Origin of the sequence: Mesorhizobium sp. B1-1-8 (assembly GCF_006442795.2) — a bacterium.
Classification (GTDB): Bacteria; Pseudomonadota; Alphaproteobacteria; order Rhizobiales; family Rhizobiaceae; genus Mesorhizobium.
In genome coordinates, this window is record NZ_CP083956.1 from 3,293,137 (window position 1) to 3,315,780 (window position 22,644).

At 62.8% G+C, this 22,644-nt stretch carries 27 protein-coding genes and 1 tRNA gene; 10 read left to right on the forward strand and 18 right to left on the reverse strand.

Going from position 1 to position 22,644, the window contains the following annotated elements; all coding sequences use genetic code 11:
• Positions 1 to 9: 9 nt before the first annotated feature.
• The 3 genes from FJ974_RS15890 to FJ974_RS15900 form a co-directional block, all read right to left on the reverse strand.
• Positions 10 to 777, reverse strand: a complete 768-nt coding sequence (locus FJ974_RS15890; RefSeq protein WP_140532865.1) for an RES family NAD+ phosphorylase — start codon at positions 775 to 777, stop codon at positions 10 to 12.
• Positions 737 to 1,114, reverse strand: coding sequence for an MbcA/ParS/Xre antitoxin family protein (locus FJ974_RS15895; protein ID WP_140532866.1), 378 nt, complete (start codon positions 1,112 to 1,114; stop codon positions 737 to 739). The genes FJ974_RS15890 and FJ974_RS15895 overlap by 41 nt, the downstream gene beginning before the upstream one ends.
• A gap of 100 nt (positions 1,115 to 1,214) precedes the next feature.
• Positions 1,215 to 2,285: a GGDEF domain-containing protein gene (locus FJ974_RS15900; RefSeq protein WP_140532867.1), complete on the reverse strand. Its 1,071-nt coding sequence runs from the start codon at positions 2,283 to 2,285 to the stop codon at positions 1,215 to 1,217.
• A 314-nt stretch (positions 2,286 to 2,599) separates the two neighbouring features.
• On the opposite strand from FJ974_RS15900, the gene FJ974_RS15905 reads away from it, so the two are divergent.
• A complete protein-coding gene (locus FJ974_RS15905; RefSeq protein WP_140532868.1) occupies positions 2,600 to 3,019 on the forward strand; it encodes a GFA family protein in 420 nt (139 codons plus the stop codon).
• 77 nt (positions 3,020 to 3,096) lie between these two features.
• On the forward strand, positions 3,097 to 3,456 hold the full coding sequence (locus FJ974_RS15910) for a diacylglycerol kinase (protein WP_140532869.1): 360 nt from the start codon (positions 3,097 to 3,099) through the stop codon (positions 3,454 to 3,456).
• Between the two features lie 39 nt (positions 3,457 to 3,495).
• Here FJ974_RS15910 and FJ974_RS15915 read toward each other — a convergent pair whose 3' ends face one another.
• Together FJ974_RS15915 and FJ974_RS15920 are read right to left on the reverse strand one after the other, a co-directional pair.
• Positions 3,496 to 4,104 carry a DedA family protein gene (locus tag FJ974_RS15915; protein ID WP_140532870.1) on the reverse strand — a complete coding sequence of 203 codons (609 nt, stop codon included), beginning with the start codon at positions 4,102 to 4,104 and terminating at the stop codon, positions 3,496 to 3,498.
• Positions 4,101 to 4,664 (reverse strand): DUF1003 domain-containing protein, encoded by a 564-nt coding sequence (locus FJ974_RS15920; RefSeq protein WP_140532871.1) that lies wholly within the window; start codon positions 4,662 to 4,664, stop codon positions 4,101 to 4,103. Before FJ974_RS15920 ends, FJ974_RS15915 begins: the two co-directional genes overlap by 4 nt.
• A gap of 91 nt (positions 4,665 to 4,755) precedes the next feature.
• On the opposite strand from FJ974_RS15920, the gene FJ974_RS15925 reads away from it, so the two are divergent.
• The 4 genes from FJ974_RS15925 to FJ974_RS15940 all read left to right on the forward strand — a co-directional run bounded on the left by FJ974_RS15925 (position 4,756) and on the right by FJ974_RS15940 (position 9,847).
• Positions 4,756 to 5,469: a DNA-3-methyladenine glycosylase I gene (locus tag FJ974_RS15925; protein ID WP_140532872.1), complete on the forward strand. Its 714-nt coding sequence runs from the start codon at positions 4,756 to 4,758 to the stop codon at positions 5,467 to 5,469.
• Between the two features lie 81 nt (positions 5,470 to 5,550).
• Positions 5,551 to 7,224, forward strand: coding sequence for an NAD+ synthase (locus tag FJ974_RS15930; protein ID WP_140532873.1), 1,674 nt, complete (start codon positions 5,551 to 5,553; stop codon positions 7,222 to 7,224).
• A 37-nt stretch (positions 7,225 to 7,261) separates the two neighbouring features.
• Positions 7,262 to 7,669, forward strand: a complete 408-nt coding sequence (locus FJ974_RS15935) for a GNAT family N-acetyltransferase (protein ID WP_140532874.1) — start codon at positions 7,262 to 7,264, stop codon at positions 7,667 to 7,669.
• A 372-nt stretch (positions 7,670 to 8,041) separates the two neighbouring features.
• Positions 8,042 to 9,847: an ABC transporter ATP-binding protein gene (locus FJ974_RS15940; RefSeq protein ID WP_140532875.1), complete on the forward strand. Its 1,806-nt coding sequence runs from the start codon at positions 8,042 to 8,044 to the stop codon at positions 9,845 to 9,847.
• Between the two features lie 51 nt (positions 9,848 to 9,898).
• Here FJ974_RS15940 and FJ974_RS15945 read toward each other — a convergent pair whose 3' ends face one another.
• The 6 genes from FJ974_RS15945 to FJ974_RS30185 form a co-directional block, all read right to left on the reverse strand.
• Entirely contained in the window at positions 9,899 to 10,210 is a 312-nt protein-coding gene (locus FJ974_RS15945) for a PilZ domain-containing protein (protein ID WP_140532876.1), read from the reverse strand.
• 110 nt (positions 10,211 to 10,320) lie between these two features.
• A complete protein-coding gene (locus tag FJ974_RS15950) occupies positions 10,321 to 10,812 on the reverse strand; it encodes an NUDIX hydrolase (protein WP_140532877.1) in 492 nt (163 codons plus the stop codon).
• A gap of 194 nt (positions 10,813 to 11,006) precedes the next feature.
• Complete coding sequence (gpt, locus tag FJ974_RS15955; protein ID WP_140532878.1) at positions 11,007 to 11,507, reverse strand: xanthine phosphoribosyltransferase; 501 nt, start codon at positions 11,505 to 11,507, stop codon at positions 11,007 to 11,009.
• A gap of 121 nt (positions 11,508 to 11,628) precedes the next feature.
• Positions 11,629 to 12,462, reverse strand: a complete 834-nt coding sequence (locus tag FJ974_RS15960; RefSeq protein ID WP_140532879.1) for a universal stress protein — start codon at positions 12,460 to 12,462, stop codon at positions 11,629 to 11,631.
• A 134-nt stretch (positions 12,463 to 12,596) separates the two neighbouring features.
• Complete coding sequence (locus FJ974_RS15965; RefSeq protein ID WP_140532880.1) at positions 12,597 to 13,337, reverse strand: competence/damage-inducible protein A; 741 nt, start codon at positions 13,335 to 13,337, stop codon at positions 12,597 to 12,599.
• Positions 13,330 to 13,461: a hypothetical protein gene (locus tag FJ974_RS30185; protein WP_264296737.1), complete on the reverse strand. Its 132-nt coding sequence runs from the start codon at positions 13,459 to 13,461 to the stop codon at positions 13,330 to 13,332. The genes FJ974_RS15965 and FJ974_RS30185 overlap by 8 nt, the downstream gene beginning before the upstream one ends.
• Positions 13,462 to 13,618: 157 nt before the next feature.
• On the opposite strand from FJ974_RS30185, the gene FJ974_RS15970 reads away from it, so the two are divergent.
• Positions 13,619 to 13,903, forward strand: coding sequence for a hypothetical protein (locus tag FJ974_RS15970; RefSeq protein WP_140532881.1), 285 nt, complete (start codon positions 13,619 to 13,621; stop codon positions 13,901 to 13,903).
• Between the two features lie 117 nt (positions 13,904 to 14,020).
• On the opposite strand, the gene FJ974_RS15975 is transcribed toward FJ974_RS15970, so the two are convergent.
• The 3 genes from FJ974_RS15975 to FJ974_RS15985 all read right to left on the reverse strand — a co-directional run bounded on the left by FJ974_RS15975 (position 14,021) and on the right by FJ974_RS15985 (position 15,768).
• Positions 14,021 to 14,260: a DUF2188 domain-containing protein gene (locus FJ974_RS15975; protein ID WP_140532882.1), complete on the reverse strand. Its 240-nt coding sequence runs from the start codon at positions 14,258 to 14,260 to the stop codon at positions 14,021 to 14,023.
• A gap of 26 nt (positions 14,261 to 14,286) precedes the next feature.
• A complete protein-coding gene (locus tag FJ974_RS15980) occupies positions 14,287 to 14,565 on the reverse strand; it encodes a DUF982 domain-containing protein (protein ID WP_140532883.1) in 279 nt (92 codons plus the stop codon).
• Positions 14,566 to 14,664: 99 nt separating this feature from the next.
• Entirely contained in the window at positions 14,665 to 15,768 is a 1,104-nt protein-coding gene (locus FJ974_RS15985; RefSeq protein ID WP_140532884.1) for an NADH:flavin oxidoreductase/NADH oxidase, read from the reverse strand.
• Between the two features lie 153 nt (positions 15,769 to 15,921).
• Here FJ974_RS15985 and FJ974_RS15990 point away from each other — a divergent pair, with 153 nt between their 5' ends.
• On the forward strand, positions 15,922 to 16,500 hold the full coding sequence (locus FJ974_RS15990; RefSeq protein WP_140532885.1) for an NUDIX domain-containing protein: 579 nt from the start codon (positions 15,922 to 15,924) through the stop codon (positions 16,498 to 16,500).
• 258 nt (positions 16,501 to 16,758) lie between these two features.
• Here the strand turns inward: FJ974_RS15990 and FJ974_RS15995 are convergent.
• Both FJ974_RS15995 and FJ974_RS16000 read right to left on the reverse strand, forming a co-directional pair.
• Positions 16,759 to 16,845: transfer RNA gene (locus FJ974_RS15995), tRNA-Leu, on the reverse strand.
• 462 nt (positions 16,846 to 17,307) lie between these two features.
• Positions 17,308 to 17,526, reverse strand: coding sequence for a hypothetical protein (locus FJ974_RS16000; RefSeq protein WP_140532886.1), 219 nt, complete (start codon positions 17,524 to 17,526; stop codon positions 17,308 to 17,310).
• Positions 17,527 to 17,953: 427 nt separating this feature from the next.
• On the opposite strand from FJ974_RS16000, the gene FJ974_RS16005 reads away from it, so the two are divergent.
• Complete coding sequence (locus FJ974_RS16005) at positions 17,954 to 18,214, forward strand: hypothetical protein (protein WP_140532887.1); 261 nt, start codon at positions 17,954 to 17,956, stop codon at positions 18,212 to 18,214.
• A gap of 544 nt (positions 18,215 to 18,758) precedes the next feature.
• Here the strand turns inward: FJ974_RS16005 and FJ974_RS16010 are convergent.
• Together FJ974_RS16010 and FJ974_RS16015 are read right to left on the reverse strand one after the other, a co-directional pair.
• Entirely contained in the window at positions 18,759 to 19,424 is a 666-nt protein-coding gene (locus FJ974_RS16010) for an outer membrane protein (RefSeq protein WP_140532888.1), read from the reverse strand.
• A gap of 322 nt (positions 19,425 to 19,746) precedes the next feature.
• On the reverse strand, positions 19,747 to 20,598 hold the full coding sequence (locus FJ974_RS16015; protein WP_140532926.1) for an alpha/beta fold hydrolase: 852 nt from the start codon (positions 20,596 to 20,598) through the stop codon (positions 19,747 to 19,749).
• Positions 20,599 to 20,777: 179 nt separating this feature from the next.
• On the opposite strand from FJ974_RS16015, the gene ade reads away from it, so the two are divergent.
• On the forward strand, positions 20,778 to 22,595 hold the full coding sequence (gene ade / locus FJ974_RS16020) for an adenine deaminase (protein WP_140532889.1): 1,818 nt from the start codon (positions 20,778 to 20,780) through the stop codon (positions 22,593 to 22,595).
• Positions 22,596 to 22,644: the final 49 nt, after the last annotated feature.

The following is a 22,644-nucleotide window of genomic DNA, read 5'->3' on the forward strand; positions in this document are numbered from 1 at the left end:
GCGCTTTGCCTACCGTCCGCGCTCCCAGCGCAGGTCGGCCAGCCGCGGATCGGCGAAGGCCGTGCGCGGGAAGCCGATGCGTTTTTCCGGGAATTCGCAGATAGCCTGGATGCCGAACGAACCGATGCGGATGCGCCAGGTTTGCGGCTCCAGCGGCTTCGGCCTGGCAAAGCCGCGGCAGGTCAGCAGCGCCACATTGGCGCCTTTGGGGTCGCGCACCGAGCGGTAGCGGATCGCCTGCATTTCCGCCTCGCGCGCGACGTCGGCAATGGCCTGGCAGGCATTGTAGTCAGTCGGATCGGTCCATGCCTTCTCGTCGCGGTCGAGCGGCGGCCTGGTAAGGTCGACAGCCTTCTCGCATTTTATCGCCGCCGCGAAGGCCGTATACTCCGCCGCGTCGTGCGGCCACGGCGTTGCAGGCGATTCGGCGAAGAACAGCAGGCGGTAGAAGGCCATCTCCGCCACCGCCGTCAGCACGGTTTCTGCGGCATAGTAGACGCCCAACGTCCTGCCGGCGCGGCGGAAGCGCGAGCCGTACGGATAGACCGAGCCGTAGCGGAAGGGCGTCGCCAGCAGATAGTGGAGATGGCGGCATTCGAGCGGGATCCGCGGCTTGGTGTCCTCGATGAGGTCTTCCAGCAGCGCCTGCTCGTCGAGCGTGTCGACAAGCTTCAGCGTCGAGACGCGGTGCTGCGCCTCGACCATGCGCCAATATTTGCCTTCGAGTCGGGCGGCCTCAGACGAGAGCGCGTCGGGAGTCCAGATAGGCAATGACATCGACAAGTCCGGCTATGGTGAGGATCTTTTCCAGCGGCGTGCCGTCGAACGCCGTGTTGGTGTTCTTCAGCCACGCCCGGGCGACAGTCTCGTCGCCGCCGACGATGGCGTCGAGCGAGCGGAACAGCCGGACAAACAGCACGGCGAGCTCGAATGGCTTGGTGCCGTGCTCAAGCAGGAATTCTTGCCTGCGCATGCGCGAGACCGTTGCCTCCGACACGCCGATGACCGAGGCGAGCGTCCTGGCGGTGATGTCGAGCATGTCGGCCGCGCGCAGCGTGGCCTTGGTGATGACGGCATTTTCCGCCGCCGTCGCGGCGGCGACTGGACGTTGCATGAGCGCACCCTTTCATTTCTGTGGAAAATATAGTCCGCTAAAATTCACTTGGAAAGGGAATGAGGCAAAATTTCCGCTTGACGCGGTTGCGGACCGGACATCAGTCCTTCTTGTACAGCAGCCAGCCCTTGCCGGCGCGGGCGGCCATGGCGGAATGCCTGGTCACGCGGTTGCGGCCGCTCACCTTCGAACGATAAAGCGCCCGGTCGGCCTTGGTGTAGAGGTCTTCGGGGCTGTCGGCCTCCGAGGCCATGCAGATGCCCATCGACACGGTCACGGTGCCATAGTTCATGCCGGTCTGGCTGCTGGTGAACGGCGTCTGCTCGATCAGCACGCGGATGCGCTCGGCGATCTCGTAGGTGATGTCCTCGCTGGCACCTTCGACGATGAGCGCGAATTCCTCGCCGCCGGTGCGGGCGACAAACATGTCGGCGCGAATGCTGGACTGGAAGATGTCAGCGATGATCTGGATGATCCTGTCGCCGACAGGATGGCCGTAACGGTCGTTTATGTCCTTGAAACGGTCGATGTCGGCCAGGATCAAGGCATTGAAGAGGATGCCGCGATTGCTGTTGTAGATGCGGGTGATCTCCTTGTCGAAGGCGCGCCGATTCCTGAGCTGGGTGAGCGGATCGGTGTTGGCGAGCTGTTTGTATTCCTCGAGCTTCGACTTGACGCTTTCGAGTTCGGCGGTCTTCTCGCTGAGCGTGCTGGAGATCTGGCGGTTGTTATCGAGCGTCGAATTGGTGGCGGCCGACATGGCGCCGGCAATCTTGTGCAGCAATTCCTGCGAAAGCAGGCTGCGATTGCTCAGGCCGCTCGATGTCTCGTCAAGGATGCGGCCGTACTTCTCGATATGTGTGCGTTCGCTGCGCAACAGTGCGGCAATATCCTCAAGCTCCTTGGCGATCACGTCGCGCGCATGCTCGACGATGGCGGGGCCATGGTGCTGCGCAAAAAAGGTGCGTCCGATGCGGTCCAGGTCTTCCTGGGTCGGCCGGTTGCTCAGCGAGACCACGGCAAGGCTGAGCTCGTGGTTGCCGCCGCACAGCGCCTCGTAGAAGATTTCATAGTTGCGCGGCAGGCCAAGCACACCGAGCTGGCGCATGGTCGTCACGACGGTGCTGGCTATGTCGGTGTTCCTATCGGCGGGAACGGCTGCCGGCTGCATGCTCACTACCCCTTCAGGCCGACCGCAGACTTTTGCCGGATGTCGCCCAGGCGGGGATTTGAATCAGAATCAAGCTGCAAAGGCATGTCCCCAAATCACGACCCCTGCTTGCGAAAACTTTAAATGCATTTGCGCTAATGTTTCCTTAACGCCCCGCATTTCCGCGCTTATTTCACTACCTCAGGATGCAGTACGCTGCTGGCCCATACTCTGAAACGCGTCTCTCCGATGTCGCTTTTGCCTGTGCCCGATCCGCGCAAAACTGGAATCCTGGCGGGAGACGACAGGCTCGGATCGCGTCGAAGGAGTGCGCAATGGGTGACAATCACAGCGGATCTTGCCTTTGCGGAGCGGTGCGCTTCACGACGAAAGGCCAGCTGCGCGGCGTGATCTACTGCCACTGCTCGCAATGCCGCAAGCAGAGCGGACATTTCTACGCTGCAACCAACGTCTCCGACACCGACATCCAAGTCGAAGGCGTTGAAAACATCACCTGGTACGAGGCGTCCTCCTTTGCCAGGCGCGGCTTTTGCCGGATATGCGGTTCGGTGCTGTTCTGGAAGCCAAACGATGACGCCTATGTTTCGGTTCTGGCGGGTTCGTTCGACAAACCGACCCAACTTCAGGGCGAATGCCATATCTTCGTCAGCGACAAGGGCGACTATTATTCGATCGACGACGGGCTGCCGCAGTTCGAAAGGTCGACGCCGACGCTGAAGGTCGCGCAAGAGTGAATTTTGGAGCGCCTGCCTTATTCCATTGATCCGGCCATTGCGATAATTCCTGCCGGTGACTCGGAAAGGGGCTGGGCATGCAGCGGCTGCTCGATGCATTCATCAATTCGGTGCGGGCCTTCCGCAAACTGGCTGCTCACGAGAAGGCCTTCCAGCAGGAGTTGATGCTGTTCGTGCTCGCCTTGCCGGCCGGCTGGTTCATCTCGGTGTCCTGGCGCGGCTATGCCTTGCTGATCGGCGCGGTCCTGCTGCTGATCATGATCGAAGTGCTCAATACCGGTATCGAGGCGGCGTGCGACGCGATCTCGCGTGAATTCCACATCGACATACAGCTGGCCAAGGATTGCGGCTCGCTGGCGGTGCTGATTTCAATCGTGATTGCTGGCGGCGTCTGGGGCCTAGCGATCATCGAGCGCATCGTCGGCGCGCCGATCTGATCTTTCGGCTTGAAACAGGCTTAGGATATGGAAGCAGGTCTAGGATTTTGCCTGGTCCTGCCTCGCATCCCTGGCGCGCTCCCGTGCGGCAAAGATATGCGCAACTATCCAGGCGAGAATGGCGACGCCAGCACCAACCGCCAGCGCGATAAGAAGCCGCTCGTGGCGGGCGAACGCCTGGCCGACAATATGCTCCGCGCCCAGCCCGAAGACATAGCCGACGGTACCGAACAGGCACGCCCAGACCGCTGACGAGAGGGCATTCAAGATCACAAAGCGCGGCACCGACACGGTTGAAAGTCCGGCGGCGATCCCGCCGACAAGGCGCATTCCGTAGATGTAGCGATTGGTCAGCACGAAAATATTGGGATGGGTGTTGAGCAGATGGTAGGCACGGCCGAAGCCGGGCCGCTTGCGAAAGCCGACGACATAGGGATGGTCGGCAAAGCTGCGGCCGAGGGTGAAGAAAAACGTGTCGCCGGCAAAGGCGCCGAGGAATGCAGCCAGGAATGCCTGCCAGAGCACGAAAACGTGCTGATGCGCAAAAAAGCCGCCGAGGATGGCAGCGCTCTCGCCCTCGGCGACGCAGCCCAGGAAGACCGCAATGAGCCCGTATTGCTCGATGAGACGATGGATGGTCTCGGTCATTGCGTTGCGGACCGCGCCGACAGTTTTTCGTCGATCCGCCTGATCTGCTCGGCCATGCGCAGAATTTCCTCGCGCATGCCGATGATCTCGCTGTGGCGCAATTCGTCCAGCTTTTCATGCAGGGCCATGATCTCGATTTCCGCCTTCAGATTGACCTCGTAGTCGTGCGCGGCGTCGATGCGGTCACGCTCGGTCTGGCGGTTCTGCGACATCATGATCACCGGCGCCTGCAGCGCGGCGACCATGGAGAGCACAAGGTTCAAGAAGATGAACGGGTAGGGGTCGAAGGCCTCTCGCGTCAAAAGCCAGGCATTGCCTGCGGTCCACAGGGCAAGAAAGGCGAGGAAGCCGAGAATGAAGGACCAGGAACCGCCGATCCTCGCGATCGTGTCGGCGATGCGGTCGCCGAAGGTCTGGTGAAAGGCGACCGCCTTGTTGGTGTCCCTGGTGATGGTGGTACGCTCGAGCGTCGATTGCAGCACCCGGCTCTCGAGCGGACTCAGGCCGTCCTTCCTTCGCTTCAGCCAGCGATTCGCCAGATCCTCGACCGTCTTGTTCATGCGTTGTCTCCATCGTCCAGAGCTGGAATAGAGGTAGAGGCTACCGGCCTCGACTGGAAGTGATAGATTGACCGGGACAGGCGAGGATCAAATGATCGACTTCCAGAAAATCCGTGCCCGGGCGGCAAAGCGCAAGGGCGGCGAGGCAGCACTTATCTCGCTGCTCGGACCGATGCCCGACAATGCGGCGGTGGCGAAAATTACCGACGACCGCATCCTGTCGGCCATGGCCGAGCGCATCTTCGCCGCCGGCTTCGTCTGGCGCGTCATCGAGCAGAAATGGCCGGGCTTCGAGGAAGCCTTCCTCGGCTTCGAGCCGAAGCGGCTTTTGTTCCAGCCGGACGATTTCTGGCATGAACTGGCCTCCGACAGCCGCATCGTGCGCAATCCGCAGAAGATCAAATCGGTGCGCGACAACGCCGCCTTCGTCGATCGCGTGTCGAAGGAGCATGGCTCTTTCGGCAAATTCGTCGCCGAATGGCCGGCCGACGATCAGGTCGGGCTGACGGCTTATCTTGCAAAAAATGGCAGCCGGCTCGGGGGCAATACGGGCCAGTATTTTTTGCGCTGGCTGGAATGGGACACGTTTGTCGTCTCGGCCGACATGGCGGCCGCACTTCGCGACGCCGGCCTCGACATTGCCGAAAACCCGACCTCGAAGCGGGACCTCGACAGGATCCAGGCGCAGATCAACCAATGGGCGGCAAAGACAGGTCTGCCGCGCCGGCACATCTCGCGCATCCTGGCAATGTCGATCGGCGAGAACCGGTCCGTGGAAGCGTTGAGCGAGTACATGAACGACTAGGCCTGATCGCATCCGCGCATCGCGGATTTGGTACAAGCAATCACCATTGCCCGGCGATTTCGGTCACGCTACATCCACTCCATGACCGCTCCCGATATTCTGCGCATCGCCGTCGCCCAGCTCAACCCGACTGTCGGCGACGTTGCCGGCAACCTCGCCAAGGCGCGCGAGGCGAGGGCGGATGCCGCCCGCCAGGGCGCCGACCTTGTGCTCTACACAGAGCTCTTCCTCGCCGGTTATCCGCCGGAGGATCTGGTGCTGAAGCCGGCCTTCCTGAGGGCCTGCGAAAAGGCGGCGGAGGATTTCGCTGGGGATACGGCCGATGGCGGCCCCGGCGTCATCATAGGCACGCCGCTGAAGCGCAAGAGCGGCACCCACAATTCGATTGTCTTCGCCGACGGCGGCAAGATCATCGCCGAGCGCTACAAGCTCGACCTGCCGAACTATGGCGAGTTCGACGAAAAGCGCGTCTTCCAGGCCGGACCGGAGCTGCAGGGCCCGATCAACTTCCGCGGCGTGCGGCTGGGCATCCCGATCTGCGAGGACATCTGGGGCGATGTCGCCGTCTGCGAGACGCTGGCCGAAAGCGGCGCCGAAATCCTGCTGGTGCCGAATGGCTCGCCCTATTACCGCGCCAAGATCGAAGTGCGCCATCAGATCGTCATTCGCCAGGTCATCGAGTGCGGCCTGCCGATGATCTACGCCAACCAGTTGGGCGGCCAGGACGAGCTGATCTTCGACGGCGCCTCGTTTGCCATAGGTTCAGACAAGACGCTAGCCTTCCAGATGAGCCAGTTCGAGGAGGCAGTCGACGTCACGACGTGGAAGAGAAAAGGCGAGACCTGGGTCTGCTCGGAAGGCCCGATGTCGAAGATCCCGGAAAAGGAAGAGGCCGACTACCGCGCCTGCATGCTCGGCCTGCGTGACTACGTCAACAAGAACGGCTTCAAGAATGTGGTGCTCGGCCTCTCCGGCGGCATCGATTCGGCGATTTGCGCCGCCCTTGCCGTCGATGCGCTCGGCGAAGAACGGCTGCGCGCGGTGATGATGCCTTACCGCTATACTTCGAAGGACTCCTTGAAGGACGCCGAGGATTGTGCCCGCGCGCTCGGCTGCCGCTACGACATCGTGCCGATCCACGAGCCGGTCGAAGGGTTCATGCACGCGCTGACGCAGCTTTTCGAAGGCACCAAGGAGGGCATCACCGAGGAGAACCTGCAGAGCCGGGCGCGCGGCACCATCCTGATGGCGATCTCGAACAAGTTCGGCTCGATGGTCGTCACCACCGGCAACAAGAGCGAGATGTCGGTCGGCTACGCCACGCTCTATGGCGACATGAATGGCGGTTTCAACCCGATCAAGGACCTCTACAAGATGCAGGTCTATGCGCTTTCGCGCTGGCGCAATTCGTATGTGCCGCCGGGTGCGCTCGGCCCCTCCGGCGAAGTGATCCCGAAGAACATCATCGACAAGGCGCCCTCGGCCGAGCTGCGCGAGAACCAGACCGACCAGGATTCGCTGCCGCCCTATCCGGTGCTGGACGACATTCTCGAGTGCCTGGTCGAGAACGAAATGGGTGTCGACGACATTGTCGCGCGCGGCCATGACCGGGCGACGGTGACACGCATCGAGCACCTGCTCTATATCGCCGAGTACAAGCGCCGGCAGGCGGCGCCGGGCGTGAAGATCACCCGGAAGAATTTCGGCCGCGACCGCCGCTACCCGATCACCAACCGCTTCAGGGATCGCGGCTAGGCCGGGTTTCATCGAATACAGCGTCGCGGCCCAGTCAATGCGCAACCTTGAAATCAGCTTCGACCACTCCCGGATCGACTTCCGGGCGACGTCCGACCAGTTGATGGCCAGCTATTGGGGAAGCGCGCGCAGCGACGAGATGCATCACCGCGCCTTCGCCAACTCGCTATGCGCAGGCGCCTATATGGACGGCGAGCAGGTAGGTTTTGCCCGCGCGATCACCGACTACACGGTGTTTGCCTATATTGCCGACGTCATCATCTGGCCGGAGCATCGCGGGCGGGGCATCGGCAAGCGTCTGGTGCAGGCGCTCATCGATCACCCCGAAGTAAGGACCGTGTCGCATTGGAGTCTCTCGACCAGCGATGCCCACAGTCTCTATGAGAAGTTCGGGTTCAAGACATCGACCGACGGCCGCTACATGCGGCTGGAGCGCGAGCCCTGAGCGGCCGTCGACGCCGCGCCGCCACTGTTGCAAATTCATCCCAGTGCTTGGACCAGATGCCTTTTTAACTACGGCCCGCCTTGGCGGCGCGACGCGGCGTCTCTATAAGAACCTCTCCGCGATCCCTTTCCGGGAGGGCCGAATGCCAGGATTTGACATCGTTATGCGAGGCCGCGACGACTAAGTATGCGCCGGTGCTCCGAAGTTTATTCGGATAGCCAGCCGCAGAACAGGTATTCGCTGCCGGCCGCCGCCTCCAGACGGGCGGTCAGCCATATCGAACCTCCGCATTGCAGGGCGCCTGTGGCGCCGACGCGGGTTTTTCCAATCTGACTTTACCGGGACCGGGCTCGCTTGCGCCCGGATGATATCATGGCTCGTTTCAAGATCGACCTGCGCGCAAGCGCCTTTCGCAGCGTGCTCGGCTTCACGCTCAGTCATTGGCGGCGCCAGCCGTGGCGGCTTTCGCTGATCATGGGCGGGTTCCTGCTCTCGACGCTCGCCGACGTGCTGACGCCGCTCTATTCCGGCCGGCTGGTCGACGCGGTCGCCAGCAGCGCCGGCGCCGACACGGTTGCTTGGAATGCCGCGCTTGCTGCGTTCTTCACGCTGATGGCGCTGGCGCTGGCCGGTGTCGTGCTGCGCAACGCCGCCTTCATGGGAATAGTCGAGCTGACGCTCAAGATGATGTCGGACATCGCCGCCGATGCCTTTCATCGGGTACAGCGGTTTTCGACCGACTGGCATGCCAACAGCTTTGCCGGGTCGACCGTGCGCAAGGTGACGCGCGGCATGTGGGCGCTCGATCTGCTCAACGACACGATTCTGATCGCGCTGCTGCCGTCCGTCGTCATGCTTGTCGGCTCGACGCTGCTGCTCGGCTGGTTCTGGCCGATGATGGGCGCGGCGGTGGCGGCCGGTTCGGTGCTGTTCATCACCGTCACGGCCATGCTGTCGCTTGGTTACGTCGCGCCGGCGGCGCGCCTTGCCAACAGCTGGGACACGCGTCTCGGCGGCTCGCTGGCCGATGCGGTGAGCTGCAACGCTGTGGTCAAGGGTTTCGGCGCCGAGGCTCGCGAGGAAGCGCGCCTTGCCCGCGTCGTCGCCAAATGGCGCCTGCGAACCCGCCGTACCTGGGTGCGCGGCACGATCAACGGCACCACGCAGGGAGCGATGCTGCTCCTGATGCGGGCGGCTGTGATCGGTCTGGCGCTCATGCTGTGGGCATGGGGCGAGGCGACGGCAGGCGACGTCGCCTTCGTGCTGACCTCGTTCTTCGTGCTGGCGGGCTATCTGCGCGACATCGGCACCCATATCCGCAATCTGCAGCGCTCGATCAACGACATGGAGGAGCTGGTCGACTTCCAGTCCGAACCGCTCGGCATCGAGGATCGGCCGGCCGCCGCGTCGATCCGGATCACCGACGGCCGCATAGCCTTCGACAAGGTGACGTTCCACTACGGCAATCACCGGCTGCCGCTCTACCGCGATTTCTCGGTCGATATCGCGGCGGGCGAACGCATTGGACTGGTCGGGCATTCGGGGTCGGGCAAGACGACTTTCGTCAAGCTGATCCAGCGCCTCTATGATGTGAATGCCGGTCGGATCCTGATCGACGGCCAAGACATCGCGGATGTGGCGCAGGCGTCGCTGCGCAGCCAGATCGCCATCGTCCAGCAAGAGCCGATCTTGTTCCACCGCTCGCTTGCCGAGAATATCGCCTATGCCAGGCCGGGCGCCACGCAGGCCGAAATCGAGCACGCGGCGAAACTCGCCAGCGCGCACGACTTCATCGCCGGCCTGCCCAAGGGCTACGGAACACTGGTCGGTGAACGCGGCGTGAAACTGTCGGGCGGCGAGCGCCAGCGCGTGGCGATCGCGCGCGCCTTCCTGGCGGATGCGCGCATCCTGATCCTCGACGAGGCGACATCGAGCCTCGATTCGGAATCGGAAGTGCTGATCCAGAAGGCGATGGAACGGCTGATGGTCGGGCGCACGACCCTGGTCATCGCGCACCGGCTTTCGACGGTGCGGGCCCTTGACCGGCTGCTGGTCTTCGACCGCGGCCGCATCGTCGAGGAAGGCTCGCATGACGAGCTGATCCGGCTTAACGGCGGCATCTACCGGCGGCTGTTCGAGCGTCAGGCGCTCGAGCTGACCAAAGGGCTCGTCGCCTGAATACTGGGTATCCGGCCTCGGCCGGATGCCCTCGCTGCATGTACCACGCTGTCAGCCGTAATGCAGCTTGGGTTTGGGCTCGGTGCCGGTGAACCGGACACCGACGCGGCCGTTGCGGCGCCAGCGCACTTCGGTCCGATAGGCCACGCCGTCGACCGGCACGTAAAGCAAAAAACGATCGGGAACGCGCGATTCGGGTGCGACTTTCAATTCGGCGCCGCCGCTGTTCTGGTTGCGGATGGTGCAACTCACCTCGGAATTTTGGATGCCGGTGATGATTGTTCCGCCCTTGAGCACACGCTGGCGATGCTCACGCCGCGGTTCGCCGGCGTTCTCGTCGAGTGGTTGTGCGGGATTCGTCATCGATCAACGCCGGGTAGCCGAATCGGCCAGGAACAAAAGCAGAGCACTTCCCATGGGTGCGCGGCAATCGACATCGGCAGGCCGCACACCTGATGATCACTCAGTCGAATTTATGGGGCGAATTTATGGGGATCGGCGCAAAAATCGGCGATGATCTGGCAAAGATCGGGCTCGTTGACCATCTGAACGGCTTCGGCGCAGTTCACCCATTTGCGTATGCGCGCACGCTTTTCCTTCCAGCGGTCGGCGACGCGGTCGACCTTGAGCGGGAATACCAGCACCTCGCAAGGCACTTCCTCTCCGGACGCCAACACCTTGGCGTAAAAGTAGCGGCCGGCCTCGAGATGCGAGATGGCGCCGCGTAGCCCGGCTTCCTCGCCGGCTTCACGGGCGGCGGCCTCGCAAAGCGGTTCCCTGGCTTCGGGCCAGCCCTTGGGCAGAACCCAACGTCCGGTATCGCGGCTGGTGATCAGCATGATCTCGATGCCATGGCCGGCCTTGCGCCATGGCAAGGCTGCAACCTGCAGGCGACAGGGCGCCGTGCCGAAGAGCCGCTGGACTCTTTCGGCCATGGAACTGTGCGTTGTCGGCCTCATCAACATGAAGAGAGCTGCCCCAGCCTCCAGAATCGTTTGCCACCTTACGAATCTAGGACAAATTGTGCGCTTTAAAAGTAAAAAACTTCACACCGTCGGGGATTCGCACCCGAAAAAGTCGATCCTGATAAGTAGTTGTGTTCGAAACGCTTAGTTTTAAGCCAAAACGTTGCGATCGGCCGTTGGAAAAGATGGGGCGATCAGCCGGCGTGGTCGTCGGCGATCGGCTTCTGATAGGTGAAGCCCATGTCCCAAGGAAAGTAGATCCAGGTGTCCTGGCTGACCTCGGTGACGAAAGTGTCGACCAGAGGCCGACCTTTCGGCTTGGCATAGACGGTGGCGAAATGCGCCTTCGGCATCATGGCGCGCACGATGCCCGCGGTCTTGCCGGTGTCGGTGAGATCGTCGATGATGAGCACGCCGGCGCCGTCGTCGGCGAGCAGGGAAGGCGAAATCTCCTTCAGCACCTGCAACTGACCCTGGCTGGTATAATCATGATAGGAGGCGACGCAGACCGTCTCGATAACCCGGATGCCGAGCTCGCGCGAAATGATGGCGGCGGGCACCAGGCCGCCGCGGGTGATGCAGACGATTGCCTTCCACTGCCCCTTGTTGGCACCGGCAAGTCGCCAGGCAAGGGCGCGTGCGTCGCGATGGAACTGGTCCCAGGAGACCGGAAAGGCTTTTTCGGGAAGGGACATGGTTCGCGCACTCCGCAAGGCACGCGCCCCGCTGGCGCGCAGATACGATGGAATGCGCGCGGAATTAGCCGGAAAGCGCTGGCCTTGGCAAGGTGGCGACCGGCGAAGGCTGTGGAACTTGTTACCTCGACAGGAAGGCCGCGACGTTCGACGTGCGCAGCACTGTGCGGGTGACGCCGCCGAATAAAAGCTGGCGCAGCCAGGAGTGGCTGTAGGCGCCGAGCACCAGGAGATCGGCGCCGGATTCGGCAATCCTGGCCTGGATGATGTCGTCGACCGAAGCACCCTGCGATTTCTGCACCGAAACGCTGACATTGGCGCCATGGCGGGACAAGGCCGCCGCGATCTCGGCGCCGGCAGCCTCGGCGGACTCCTCCAGCGTCTCCGGCGGATCGATGACGAGAATGTCGGTCTTGTCCGCCTCGATGATGAAGGGCAGGGCGTCAAAGGCGGCGCGTGCCGCCTCCTTGCTGCCATTCCAGGCAAGCAACACCCGCCTGAAAGTGGTGACGAGCGGCCCGGCATGCGGCACGACCAGCACCGGCCGGCCGGCGTCATAGACCAGCGTGTCGACATCGGCGCCCGGATCGCCTCCGGTATCGCGCTGCGCGGCGATGATCAGATCGGCGGCGCGCACGCTCGACAGGCCGGTCAGCGCGCTGTCGCCGGAGAAGCTTTCCAGGCTGCGCCATTCGAAGGACAGGCCGGAATCCTCGATGCGCCTCAAGAAGACCGCCTGCAACTTGTCGGCGCGCTCCTTGTTCATCTCGGCCGACACCTGCAGGAACTCCGTATCGGGAAAACCGGTGGCGGACGTGTATGGCACCGGAAGCGCCTCGGCGTGGATGCCGACAAGATGGCTCTCGAACCGGTCGGCGAGCGGGACGGCGTAGTCGAGCACACGCTCGGCGTCCTGTTCGTTCTGCAGAATGGCGACGATCGTCCTGAAGCGCATGACAGGTCCCTCAGTTTGTCGGCGCAGGTGCGCGTCGGCTTTCAAGTTGTCGACGCAAGTGCGCCTCCGGCCCCTCAGATCGCCGGCGCGAAGCGTCGTCCCAGAAACGTCAGTGCGCCTCGCTTGGTTCCGGATCAGCTTGCCGCCGCAAGGCCCGCCACCATGGCCTCGACGTCCCTGCGTGCGGCTTCCAGCGCCGCTTCGCTGCGGGCGCGCACGACGAGTTCGGTCCAGAACTTGCCGTCGCCATATTTGGGATAGGAGCCGATGATGGTCTCGGGATGCGACTTCTGGATGTCGGCCAGCGGTCCGCCGATCAGGCCTTCGCCGAAGGGGCAATGCACCGTGGCCGAGAGCATTTTCGTACCCGTCTTCAGCGTCGGCACGACACTGTCGAGCATGGCCTGGAAGATCGCTGGAACGCCGGCCATGACATGGACATTGCCGATGCGGAAGCCGGGCGCAACCGACACCGGATTGTCGATATGGTCGGCGCCGCGCGGCATGCGCGCCATGCGCTTGCGCGCCTCGGTGAATTCGATGCCGCGCTGGGCATAGCTTGCTCCGAGCAGGGCATAGGCCTTGGCATCGTATTCGCAGGGCACGCCGAAGGCTTTGGCGACGGAGTCGGCCGTGATGTCGTCATGGGTGGGGCCGATGCCGCCGGTGGTGAAGACATAGGTGTAGCGGGCGCGCACGGCGTTCACGGCGGCGACGATCTCGTCCTCCTCGTCCGGTACGATGCGCACTTCCTTAAGGTCGATGCCGACCGCGGTCATGATGTCGGCGAGGTGGCCGATATTCTTGTCCTTGGTGCGGCCGGAGAGGATCTCGTCGCCGATGACGAGCATGGCGGCGGTGACGATTTCAGGCATGGCGGGCTCCGGCGAACAGGTCGCCTGAGATAACGCGGGCGGCGGGCGGCTGCAATGCGGCGCCTTCACGGAACGCGTCGCCGCGCGCATTCGCCGGCGTGATCCGACAAAGCGCTCTGATCATCACGCCGCAACGCTCCGGCGGCTCACGGGACCGTCACACAAACGTGTCGGACATCTTGCCCCACCCTGGCTTTTCTCGCGGAACCATCTCGCCCAACCCAGGGTTTCAAGCCCGTTGCCGTCAACATTTCGGCGATCAACAAAAATGGAGATTCCAAATGCTTAGGAAAGTTATCGCAGCTTCGGCGCTTGTGCTGGCCATGGCCACCTCGGCGATGGCGCAGTCGTCCGATGATTGGTGGTGGTGGCACCGTGACCGTCCAGTCACGAGCGAGCGTGACGTTCCGGTCGATCGCACGACCACGGGCAGCATCTATTCGGGCAATGAAGTCTACGGCCCCGTTGGCAATCCTCCCAGTGCCGCCGGCCCATGCGCCTCGGACACGGCCGGACCTGACGCCAATGCCAACGGGAACGTCAACGACCAGTATTGCGGCAAGTAATCAGCACATCCGCCAGCGGCCGGCATGAGGGCAAGGACATCGTCGGCCGCGGTGCGGGCGTAGAGGCCAAATCGGCTTCACGCAATATCGGACGGAAAACCCTTTCCTGGAACGGCCCTAGTCGGAGACTTCGGTTTGCGGTCGGTCGCGGCCGTCGGCCAGCTCGTCATGCCATTTGCCGTCGGCATCCTCGTACTGGATACCATCGGTGGTGCCGGCGACCTGTTGCTCGGCCGAAGCAATTTCGGCGGCGCGCAGCGCCTCCTGGTGGCTCGGGAATGTTTCCGAAAAGGTCGAGCCGACCTTGTAGGCCCAGCCGCCATCATGCTCGACGATCTTGTAAGTCAGCTTCGCCATGGAATCCTCCGGTTGAGAAGCTTGCTTCAATGCAGCTTTCCGTCAGGCAACCGGTCTTCGGGAACCAGCACTTCCGATTCCTTGGCTGCCTCGATCAGGGCGCGGCGTGCATCCGCAATCGAACGATATCCTTCCAGCACTTTGAGGCAAGTGTCGAGAGCATCACGATGCCGCGGACCGCGATTGAGCGGCCAAACGGTCATCAGGCACTCGGCGGCTTCGCGGGTGGTGCTGATCTGGCGATATTTGCCGACATGGCCGAGTTCGACCACCACCGGCTTTTCAAAGGGCTTGTTGTCCATCATGGCGGCCAACGCAAAAGCCGCCAATTTGGTTGCAATCGTGGCAGCGCCCCTGCGCCCAAAGGTCCCAGTCCCTGACGGCAGCCACTTGAGATCAGCGGTTCAGCCTACTGCCTTCATCCAGTGCTGCATCGTCGTCACCGAGCGCGCCAGTTGCGGCGCCGGGTGGATTTTTTCGCCGAAGGTTGCTGCCGCGCGCCAGCCCCAGCGCGGGTCCGCGAGGAAGGCGCGCGCCAGCGCCACCATGTCGGCGCGGCCATCGGCCACGATCGCCTCGGCCTGCTTCGGGTCGTCGATCAACCCCACGGCGCGCGTCGGGATATCGGCGCCGCTGCGCACCGCTTCCGCCAGATGCACCTGGTAGCCTGGCCCGGCGGGCAGCTTCTGCAAAGGTGAATTGCCGCCGCTGGAGCAGCAGAGATAGGCAATGCCTGCGGCCTTCAGCGCCTTGGCCACTTCGATCGCGTCCTCGACGTCGAAGCCGCCATCGACCCATTCCTTCACCGAAAGACGCGCGCCCAGCATCATGGACGGGGCGGCCTTCCTCACCGCCCTGGCGATTTCGACCGCAAAGCGCATGCGGTTTTCCAGCGACCCGCCCCAGCGGTCCGTCCGCTGGTTGGAGAGCGGCGAGAGGAACTGGAAGATCAGATAACCATGCGCGGCGTGCAGTTCGGCAAAGTCGAAGCCGGCGCGTTCGGCGCGCACGGCCGCCTGCGCAAAGCGCGCAATGAGCTCCAGGATCTCGTCCTCCTCCAACGCGCGCGGAATGTTCCAGCCCGTGTCGTAGGCGATGGCCGAGGCAGAAACCGTCTGCCAGGGATCCTCGCCAGGCTGCAGCGGACCGCCGCCTTCCCACGGTTTGCGGTTCGAGGCCTTGCGGCCGGCGTGGGCAAGCTGGACACCGAACTTTGTGCCGGGCGCGGCGACGCGCCTGGCGGCGTCGAGCGCGCGCTTGGCGGCCGCCTCATTGTCGTCGGAGTAAAGGCCGAGGCAGCCATGCGAAATGCGCCCGCGCCGCTCGACGTCGGTCATCTCGACGGTCACCATCCCCGCGCCGGACATTGCGAGATTCATCCAGTGGTAGAGATGCCAGTCGCTGGCCGAGCCGTCCTCGGCCGAATACTGGCACATCGGCGCTACCGCGATGCGATTGGGGAAGGTGAGGCCGCCGAGGATGATCGGCCGGAAAAGCGATGATGTCATAAAACAGGCTCCTGGCGAGATACCGCTATCTAGGCAGTCGTGGCGCATCGCGCCAGACACGAGCCGGTGAAAGTCTCGCTGGACCAGCGCTTCTCCGGATTGCGCCGGCGCGGCTTCGCGGCTACGCCTTGCCGCGGCAGCACGGAGGTCGTCATGGAAGATCGCGTTCGCATCCGTTCGGAAGAAATCCTGTCCGACGACTGGGCGGTGCTCAAGAAGACGGTGCTCGACTATCGCCGCCGCGACGGGCAGTGGGAAACGCAGACCCGCCAGACCTACGACCGCGGCGACGGCGCGGTGATCCTGCCATTCGATCCTGTGCGTTCGACGGTGCTGCTGGTGCGGCAGTTCCGCTATCCCGCTTACGTCAGCGGCCATCGCGAGCCGCTGATCGAGGCCTGCGCGGGGCTGCTCGACGAAAACGACCCGGAAACCGCCATTCGCAAGGAGGCTGAGGAAGAGCTCGGCTACCGGCTGAAGGACATGGAGCGCCTGTTTTCGCCGTTCATGAGCCCCGGCAGCGTGACGGAGCGGCTGTGGTTCTTCACCGCCCGCTATTCACCCGCCGACCGTATCTCGGCCGGCGGCGGCACGCCGGAAGAGGGCGAGGACATCGAGGTCCTGGAAATGCCGCTCGACGAGGCGCTGGCCGCCGTTGCCGACGGCCGCATCGTCGACGCCAAGACCATCATCCTGATCCAGCACCTGAAATTGCATCCGATCAAGGCTTGAGCGGTGTGTCGTCGCCCTCAGCGGCGCTGATCGAACCGTCACAGTCCTCCTTCGCCAAGGCTTCGGAGGACACTCCTTCGTTTAACGACTCGGGTGGCCTGCCCCCCGAAGCTCGAAAAAGTGGCCTGCCACCCGAAGCTCGAAGAGGTGGCCTGCCACCCGAAGCTCGAAGAGCGAAGGGTGGTGCGGACGACGGGAATCGAACCCGTACGATCAGAGATCGAGGGATTTTAAGTCCGTTTTTTCCGACGTTCTGCCTGGTGCGGGCGACGGGGGTCGAACCCGTAAGTCACTGAGGACGCAAGATTTTAAGTCTTGTGCGGTTACCAGTTTCGCCACGCCCGCTTCCGAGGCATGTGGGATTTTTCACGCTTTTCCCACGTGATTTCCCACGCAATCTTGAAGTGAGAACGCGTGATTACCCCATCCTGACGGAAACCGCCACCGCGCGAACATCACCCTGTCGCAGCTCCGCTTTGTATGTCACAAAGCTCGATGACATAGTCGAGATTAATAAGGTCAAATGCTATCTTCTCGTCCAAAGTATCGTTTAGGCGATCTGCGGCAGCCTTGGTGAGGCGGAACCCGCCGACAATGGAACGGTCCGGTCCCCGCTTTAGCACACGTCTTGCGTCCTCGGTCGTTATCGGTAGCCGACGTGTCCAAACCATCGCCTCTGTCATTTTATCGAAGCAATCCAGATACCACCCGTAGCGGCTGTGATCCGGGTTATCGAAATCAACGCGTGGCATGCTGCAATATAGCGGGCGAATGCGAAGACCTGCAATGGTTGAAACCGTTTGGTATCTACGGCGCCCCAAATCGACGTTGCTTAGCTATGATGCCGTGCGCAGCTTCGCGATGTTTTTCAAGCCACACCAGCCGCTTAAAAAACGCTTTGCGCCCTTGACTGGTACCGCTGTTCTCGTAGCCCCACAGAGCCTTGGCGATCTGAGCATTCAGTTGCTCAAGGCTAAGCGCCTCGATCTCTTTATCTGTAGTCGAGACCGGCGAGCGTTTTCCCATCGACAAAGCCTCTTCTCGCAAGGGACGGCGCTTGGGGTTTTAAGTCCCTTGCGTCTACCAATTCCGCCACGTCCGCAGGCCGCGATTTCAAGCACTTAAGGCGGTTCCGGTCTAGCCCTGCGGGTGGACTTGGCACCGAATTGGCACCGAATACCCTTATTGCTGTTCCGCGCCCGTTCTCATCGCAGCGTCGATCGCCGCTGCCGCGCCTTCGTCCGACTTCTTGAAAAGTTGGGCCTAGACCGACAGTGTGACCACAGGTGACGCATGCCCTAGGCGGCGGCTAATTGCAACGCCAGCGATCGGAGCGGAGGCGTGGGTGTGTCGAAGTCGTGAAGGCGACCTGGGGCAGGTTGCGAACGAAACGTGGTTGACGTAACGTTAATCAGCGCAATCATTTCGGATTGTGCAGGGTGAGGGCGTTTCCATGAAACTCGTTATCTTGGGAGTAGCAATAGTATTGGCCGCCACCGGAGCAGCTGTTGCGAAAGAGAAGAAAAAGGTGGCCACCGCTCAGGCTGCAACCTTGTGTTCTGCAGCGCATATGAAGGCTGGCAGCAAGCCCACCTCGAAACTGGATTGCAAATCGACAGGCACCGTGGTTGCGCGCCCGTCAAATCAGGCCGCAAATTTCCTGGATCATCACTTGGGGTACGACACCGACCCGTGGATCCGACTTGGCTATTGACGGCGGCTTCGGCTTCCTCATTCCGCACGCGAAGCGATGGTCCGCTGCCGATGGTGGCGGGCTATCGGTAGAACACTGAATATTGGCCGTCGGCCGTGTTTTCGCTGCGCATATTCATTGAGGCTCGAAGCGCCGTTCTATACGGGGTTTCTGCGTAGACCACCAATCGACTTCGAACTCGACCGGCACGATCTCCGGCGCACCGCTGCAATGGCAAAGGCGCGACTGGAGCGGCTGGGTCTCGCCGCAATGCCGGCGGGAAAGCTGTTGTCCTGCGACACCTCGCAATCGGCCCAAACCAACCGGAGATCCTCGGAAAGCGGCGATCGCTTCGCGGTGCTACGGCCGGATAGTGGCGTGATCGCGGAATTACGTCTTCCGGAGCGAACGCTAAGTTGGTTCACGCGGCGGACCTGATCCGCCGAGGCCGGCGTCTATCAGGATCCTACCCCATTCCCCCGCCCCCTGCGGGCGCCGGCCACCCTTCGAAAAGCTTTACGCCAACGACGGCTTAGCTCGCTTCGCCATTACCCGCGGGCAACACTCAGAATTTATAACTGAAGTTCACGCCCAGCGTGTGCAGCTTGACCTCCTGGTCGCGGTCCGAGAAGTCGTCCGGGGCGTCGAAATGCTCCTTGCCGAAATCGTAGTAGCGGTACTGCGCACCGACCACGACATTGTCGCTCAGCGCATAATCGACGCCGGCGCCGATCGTCCAGCCGGTGCTGGTGCGTGTTTTGTCGAAGGCGGTGGCGGCGGCTTGCGAGGTGTCGATACCGGCAAAGGCGACGCCGCCGACGCCGTAGATCAGCCAACGGTCGACAGCAAGACCGGCCTCCGCGTTGACCGATCCGAACCACTTTATATCGGTGCCGACCGAGTTTCCGGGCCCAAGCAAGGCGGAGCCGTCGATCGAGGCGTAGTTAAGCTCAGCCCGCGCGCCGATCACTGCCTGGTTGAATTGCCAGAGGCCGGCGACATGGCCGCCGACGAAGCCGCCTCCGAGCTCGGGCGAAGCGGCGAACGGCCCGCCTTCCGTCCCCGCAATGTCGGAGGAGCCCCAGCCATAGCCTGCCTGCAGGCCGGCATAGTAACCGGTCCAGTCGAAACCCGGCGCTGTCATCGGCAAGCCGGCGCCCATGTCCGCGGCCAAGGCCGGCCCGGACAGCAGGACAAGAAAGCCGGCACTGGCGAGCGTCAGACGACGCATCGAGCACTCCGAAATGGCGGTTTCGAAAGACTCTTCGATGCAACCTAACCTCATCCGCCGCGAAACGGAATTGTATTCCTGCAACAGTGGTTTACGTCGGTGGATTGCGGACGCGATCTTCCAGATCGCGCAATTTCTCCTCGGGCGAGGCCAGCCGGCCGAAAGCGTATTCGGCAAGCACGGAGCCGGCGACGAAGATGGCGATCGGCGCGGGCTATGCCCAGAAGGAAGGCAAGATGAAGAAGGCCAGGCCGGCGAGGCACGCCGACAGCACAAAAATCACGAACCTGATCATCTGCGCCATCGACAATCCTCGTCGCCGCTATTTGGCGTCAATGAAATCCAGCACCGCCTTGCTGTATTCGTCGGGCGCTTGCAACATGGCGAAATGGCTGGCATTGGGCAGGATGATGAGCTTCGCGCCCGGAATGACGGAGGCCATATATTCGGTGTGTTCGCGCTTGATCGCCTCGTCATGGTCGCCGGCAACGATCGCGGTCGGCGTCGTTATCTTGCCGAGCTGTTCCTTGGTCCATGCCGGCTGCGACTCCCACATGTGGCTGATCTGCGCGACGAAGGCATCGTACTGGTCCGGCGTCTTCGACAGCTTCTTGTAGTCGCGGCCTGAGCGCTCGATGTAGGCCGCAAAGGTCTTGTTGGTCATGACGCCGGGATCGACGCCATCCGTGGTGACGTTGGCGGCCTGTGCAAACAGCCGGGTCAGACGCTCGGGATGATGAAGGGCGATGTCGATGCCGATGATACCGCCGTCGCTCCAGCCGACCAGGGCAGTCTTGTCGATCTTGAGGTAGTCGAGCAGCGCCAGATAGTCCGACGCCATAAGATCATAGCCGTAAGGCTCATCCGTGCGGGTCGAGCGGCCATGGCCGCGGCTGTCGGCGACGATCACCTTGTGGGTCTTGGACAATGTCGCCACCTGGCTCGCCCAGATGTCCGCATGGCCGAGGCCGCCATGGATGAGCAGCACCGGGTCGCCTGCGCCAAAAACGGCGTAGTACATCTGAATGCCGTTGACCGGCGCATAACCGCTCTGCTCGGGCTTCGGCATGGCCGCCGGCTCCGGCAAGGTCCGCCAGCGCTCCTCCGCGACGGCAAGAGATGTCGATGCGATGAACAGGATGATGGTGGCGAACGCTTTCCAGTAACGGGTCATGGCTTCCTCGTACGGTGCGGGTTCGACAATCAGCATCGCCTTTTGCCTGAAATAGTCAACAAACGTGGCCTTTCGGCGGATGTCGGCAAAGGAAACCCGGCTTCCGGCGGATGCCAGGTAAACGGCTCTGGCTCCGCGCGCCGACATTTGCGAGACTGGCCGCAGCAAAGGAACCGCCCATGACGCATGCCAAGCCCGCCATCGCCGCAAAACCCAAGCCCTGGACCGAGGTGGCGACGGATCTGGTCGATGTCGCGATGGGGCGCAAGCCTGCCGACCTCGTCATCCGCAACGGACGCTGGGTCAATGTCCATTCCGGCGAGATCATTGCCGGCACCGACATCGCCATCGCCGCCGGCCGTTTCGCCTATTGCGGGCCGAACGCCGGCCATGCCATCGGGCCGGGGACCAAGGTGGTCGACGCCGGGGGGCGCTATCTGGTGCCAGGGCTCTGCGACGCGCATATGCACGTCGAGAGCGGCATGGTGACGGTGACGGAATTCTGCCGGGCGGTGATCCCGCACGGCACCACCTCGATGTTCATCGATCCGCATGAGATCGCCAACGTGCTGGGCTTGCCCGGCGTTCGCCTGATGCATGACGAGGCCGTCGCGATGCCGATCAACGTGCATGTGCAGATGCCGTCCTGCGTGCCCTCGGCGCCGGGGCTGGAGCACGCCGGCGCGGAGCTTACGGTCGCCGACGTCGCCGAGGCGATGACGTGGGAAAACATCGTCGGGCTCGGCGAGGTGATGAATTTTCCGGGTGTCGCCGCCAACGATCCGGTGATGTCGGGCGAGATCGCCGCGACGGTGAAGGCTGGCAAGACGGTCGGCGGCCATTACGCCTCGCGCGATCTCGGCCTGCCGTTCCACGGCTATGTCGCAGGCGGCGCCGAGGACGACCATGAAGGCACGCGCGCCGAAGATGCGATCGCCCGGGTGCGCCAGGGCATGAAGGCAATGCTGCGGCTGGGCTCGGCCTGGTACGACGTCGCGGCACAGGTCAAGGCGGTGACCGAAAGCGGCATCGATCCGCGCAACTTCATCCTGTGCACCGACGACAGCCATTCCGGCACGCTGGTGCATGAAGGCCATATGGACCGCGTGGTGCGGCACGCCATAAGGCAGGGCCTGAAGCCGGTGACGGCGATCCAGATGGCGACGCTCAACACCGCCCAGCATTTTGGGCTGGAGCGCGAGATCGGCTCGATCGCGCCGGGGCGGCTGGCCGATTTGCTGATCGTCTCCGATCTTGCCGAGATGGAGATCGACGAGGTCTATGGCCGCGGCGTCAGGCTGGCAAAAGGCGGCAAGCTCGACATCGAGATTGCCCCTTACGATTATCCGAAGACGGCGAAGAACACCGTCAAGCTCGGCAAGAAGCTCAAGGCCGGCCATTTCGACATTGCCGCGCCGCAAGGCGCCAACGAGGTGCGGGTGCGGGTGATCGGCGTCATCGAGAACCAGGCGCCGACGCGCGCGCTGGAGGCCGATCTGCCGGTTGAGGACGGATTGGTCGCTATGGATCGCCGCAACGACGTTTGCCAGATCGCGCTGGTCGAGCGCCACCGGGGCACAGGCGGCGTCACCAACGCCTTCGTTTCCGGCTTCGGCTATATGGAGGACTGCGCCATGGCCTCGAGCGTGGCGCATGACGCGCACCACATCATCGTCGTCGGCACCAACAAGCAGGACATGGCGCTCGCCGTGAACCGGCTGAGTGAGGTGGGCGGCGGTGTGGTGCTTTACTCAAGGGGCAAGGAACTGGCGCTGGTCGAGATGCCGATCGCCGGCCTGATGTCGGACGAGCGCGCCGAAATCGTCGCGGCCAAGGCCGAAAAGCTGACGGAAGCGATGCGCAAGGTCGGCTGCTCGCTGAACAACGCGTATATGCAGCACTCGCTGCTGGCGCTGGTGGTCATTCCGGAGCTCAGGATTTCGGATGTCGGCCTTGTCGATGTGACGACGTTCCGGAAGGTCGAGCTATTTGTGTGAAGCGTCCGCCGGCTGAAGCATGTCTTCTCGCGAAACCGCTGCACAATTT

Excerpts from the sequence above, each read along its gene's own strand:
- FJ974_RS15965 (WP_140532880.1), bottom strand. The coding sequence starts at position 13,337 with ATGCCTGAAATCGTCACCGCCGCCATGCTCGTCATCGGCGACGAGATC.
- FJ974_RS30185 (WP_264296737.1), bottom strand. The coding sequence starts at position 13,461 with ATGATCAGAGCGCTTTGTCGGATCACGCCGGCGAATGCGCGCGGCGAC.
- FJ974_RS15970 (WP_140532881.1), top strand. The coding sequence starts at position 13,619 with ATGCTTAGGAAAGTTATCGCAGCTTCGGCGCTTGTGCTGGCCATGGCC.
- FJ974_RS15910 (WP_140532869.1), top strand. The coding sequence starts at position 3,097 with ATGCAGCGGCTGCTCGATGCATTCATCAATTCGGTGCGGGCCTTCCGC.
- FJ974_RS15905 (WP_140532868.1), top strand. The coding sequence starts at position 2,600 with ATGGGTGACAATCACAGCGGATCTTGCCTTTGCGGAGCGGTGCGCTTC.
- FJ974_RS16015 (WP_140532926.1), bottom strand. The coding sequence starts at position 20,598 with ATGACCCGTTACTGGAAAGCGTTCGCCACCATCATCCTGTTCATCGCA.
- FJ974_RS15980 (WP_140532883.1), bottom strand. The coding sequence starts at position 14,565 with ATGATGGACAACAAGCCCTTTGAAAAGCCGGTGGTGGTCGAACTCGGC.
- gpt (WP_140532878.1), bottom strand. The coding sequence starts at position 11,507 with ATGTCCCTTCCCGAAAAAGCCTTTCCGGTCTCCTGGGACCAGTTCCAT.
- FJ974_RS15900 (WP_140532867.1), bottom strand. The coding sequence starts at position 2,285 with ATGCAGCCGGCAGCCGTTCCCGCCGATAGGAACACCGACATAGCCAGC.
- FJ974_RS15925 (WP_140532872.1), top strand. The coding sequence starts at position 4,756 with ATGATCGACTTCCAGAAAATCCGTGCCCGGGCGGCAAAGCGCAAGGGC.
- FJ974_RS15990 (WP_140532885.1), top strand. The coding sequence starts at position 15,922 with ATGGAAGATCGCGTTCGCATCCGTTCGGAAGAAATCCTGTCCGACGAC.
- FJ974_RS15985 (WP_140532884.1), bottom strand. The coding sequence starts at position 15,768 with ATGACATCATCGCTTTTCCGGCCGATCATCCTCGGCGGCCTCACCTTC.
- FJ974_RS15930 (WP_140532873.1), top strand. The coding sequence starts at position 5,551 with ATGACCGCTCCCGATATTCTGCGCATCGCCGTCGCCCAGCTCAACCCG.
- FJ974_RS16000 (WP_140532886.1), bottom strand. The coding sequence starts at position 17,526 with ATGGGAAAACGCTCGCCGGTCTCGACTACAGATAAAGAGATCGAGGCG.
- FJ974_RS15920 (WP_140532871.1), bottom strand. The coding sequence starts at position 4,664 with ATGAACAAGACGGTCGAGGATCTGGCGAATCGCTGGCTGAAGCGAAGG.
- FJ974_RS15915 (WP_140532870.1), bottom strand. The coding sequence starts at position 4,104 with ATGACCGAGACCATCCATCGTCTCATCGAGCAATACGGGCTCATTGCG.
- FJ974_RS15975 (WP_140532882.1), bottom strand. The coding sequence starts at position 14,260 with ATGGCGAAGCTGACTTACAAGATCGTCGAGCATGATGGCGGCTGGGCC.
- FJ974_RS15890 (WP_140532865.1), bottom strand. The coding sequence starts at position 777 with ATGTCATTGCCTATCTGGACTCCCGACGCGCTCTCGTCTGAGGCCGCC.
- FJ974_RS15945 (WP_140532876.1), bottom strand. The coding sequence starts at position 10,210 with ATGACGAATCCCGCACAACCACTCGACGAGAACGCCGGCGAACCGCGG.
- FJ974_RS15940 (WP_140532875.1), top strand. The coding sequence starts at position 8,042 with ATGGCTCGTTTCAAGATCGACCTGCGCGCAAGCGCCTTTCGCAGCGTG.
- FJ974_RS15950 (WP_140532877.1), bottom strand. The coding sequence starts at position 10,812 with ATGTTGATGAGGCCGACAACGCACAGTTCCATGGCCGAAAGAGTCCAG.
- FJ974_RS16005 (WP_140532887.1), top strand. The coding sequence starts at position 17,954 with ATGAAACTCGTTATCTTGGGAGTAGCAATAGTATTGGCCGCCACCGGA.
- FJ974_RS16010 (WP_140532888.1), bottom strand. The coding sequence starts at position 19,424 with ATGCGTCGTCTGACGCTCGCCAGTGCCGGCTTTCTTGTCCTGCTGTCC.
- FJ974_RS15935 (WP_140532874.1), top strand. The coding sequence starts at position 7,262 with ATGCGCAACCTTGAAATCAGCTTCGACCACTCCCGGATCGACTTCCGG.
- FJ974_RS15960 (WP_140532879.1), bottom strand. The coding sequence starts at position 12,462 with ATGCGCTTCAGGACGATCGTCGCCATTCTGCAGAACGAACAGGACGCC.
- FJ974_RS15895 (WP_140532866.1), bottom strand. The coding sequence starts at position 1,114 with ATGCAACGTCCAGTCGCCGCCGCGACGGCGGCGGAAAATGCCGTCATC.
- ade (WP_140532889.1), top strand. The coding sequence starts at position 20,778 with ATGACGCATGCCAAGCCCGCCATCGCCGCAAAACCCAAGCCCTGGACC.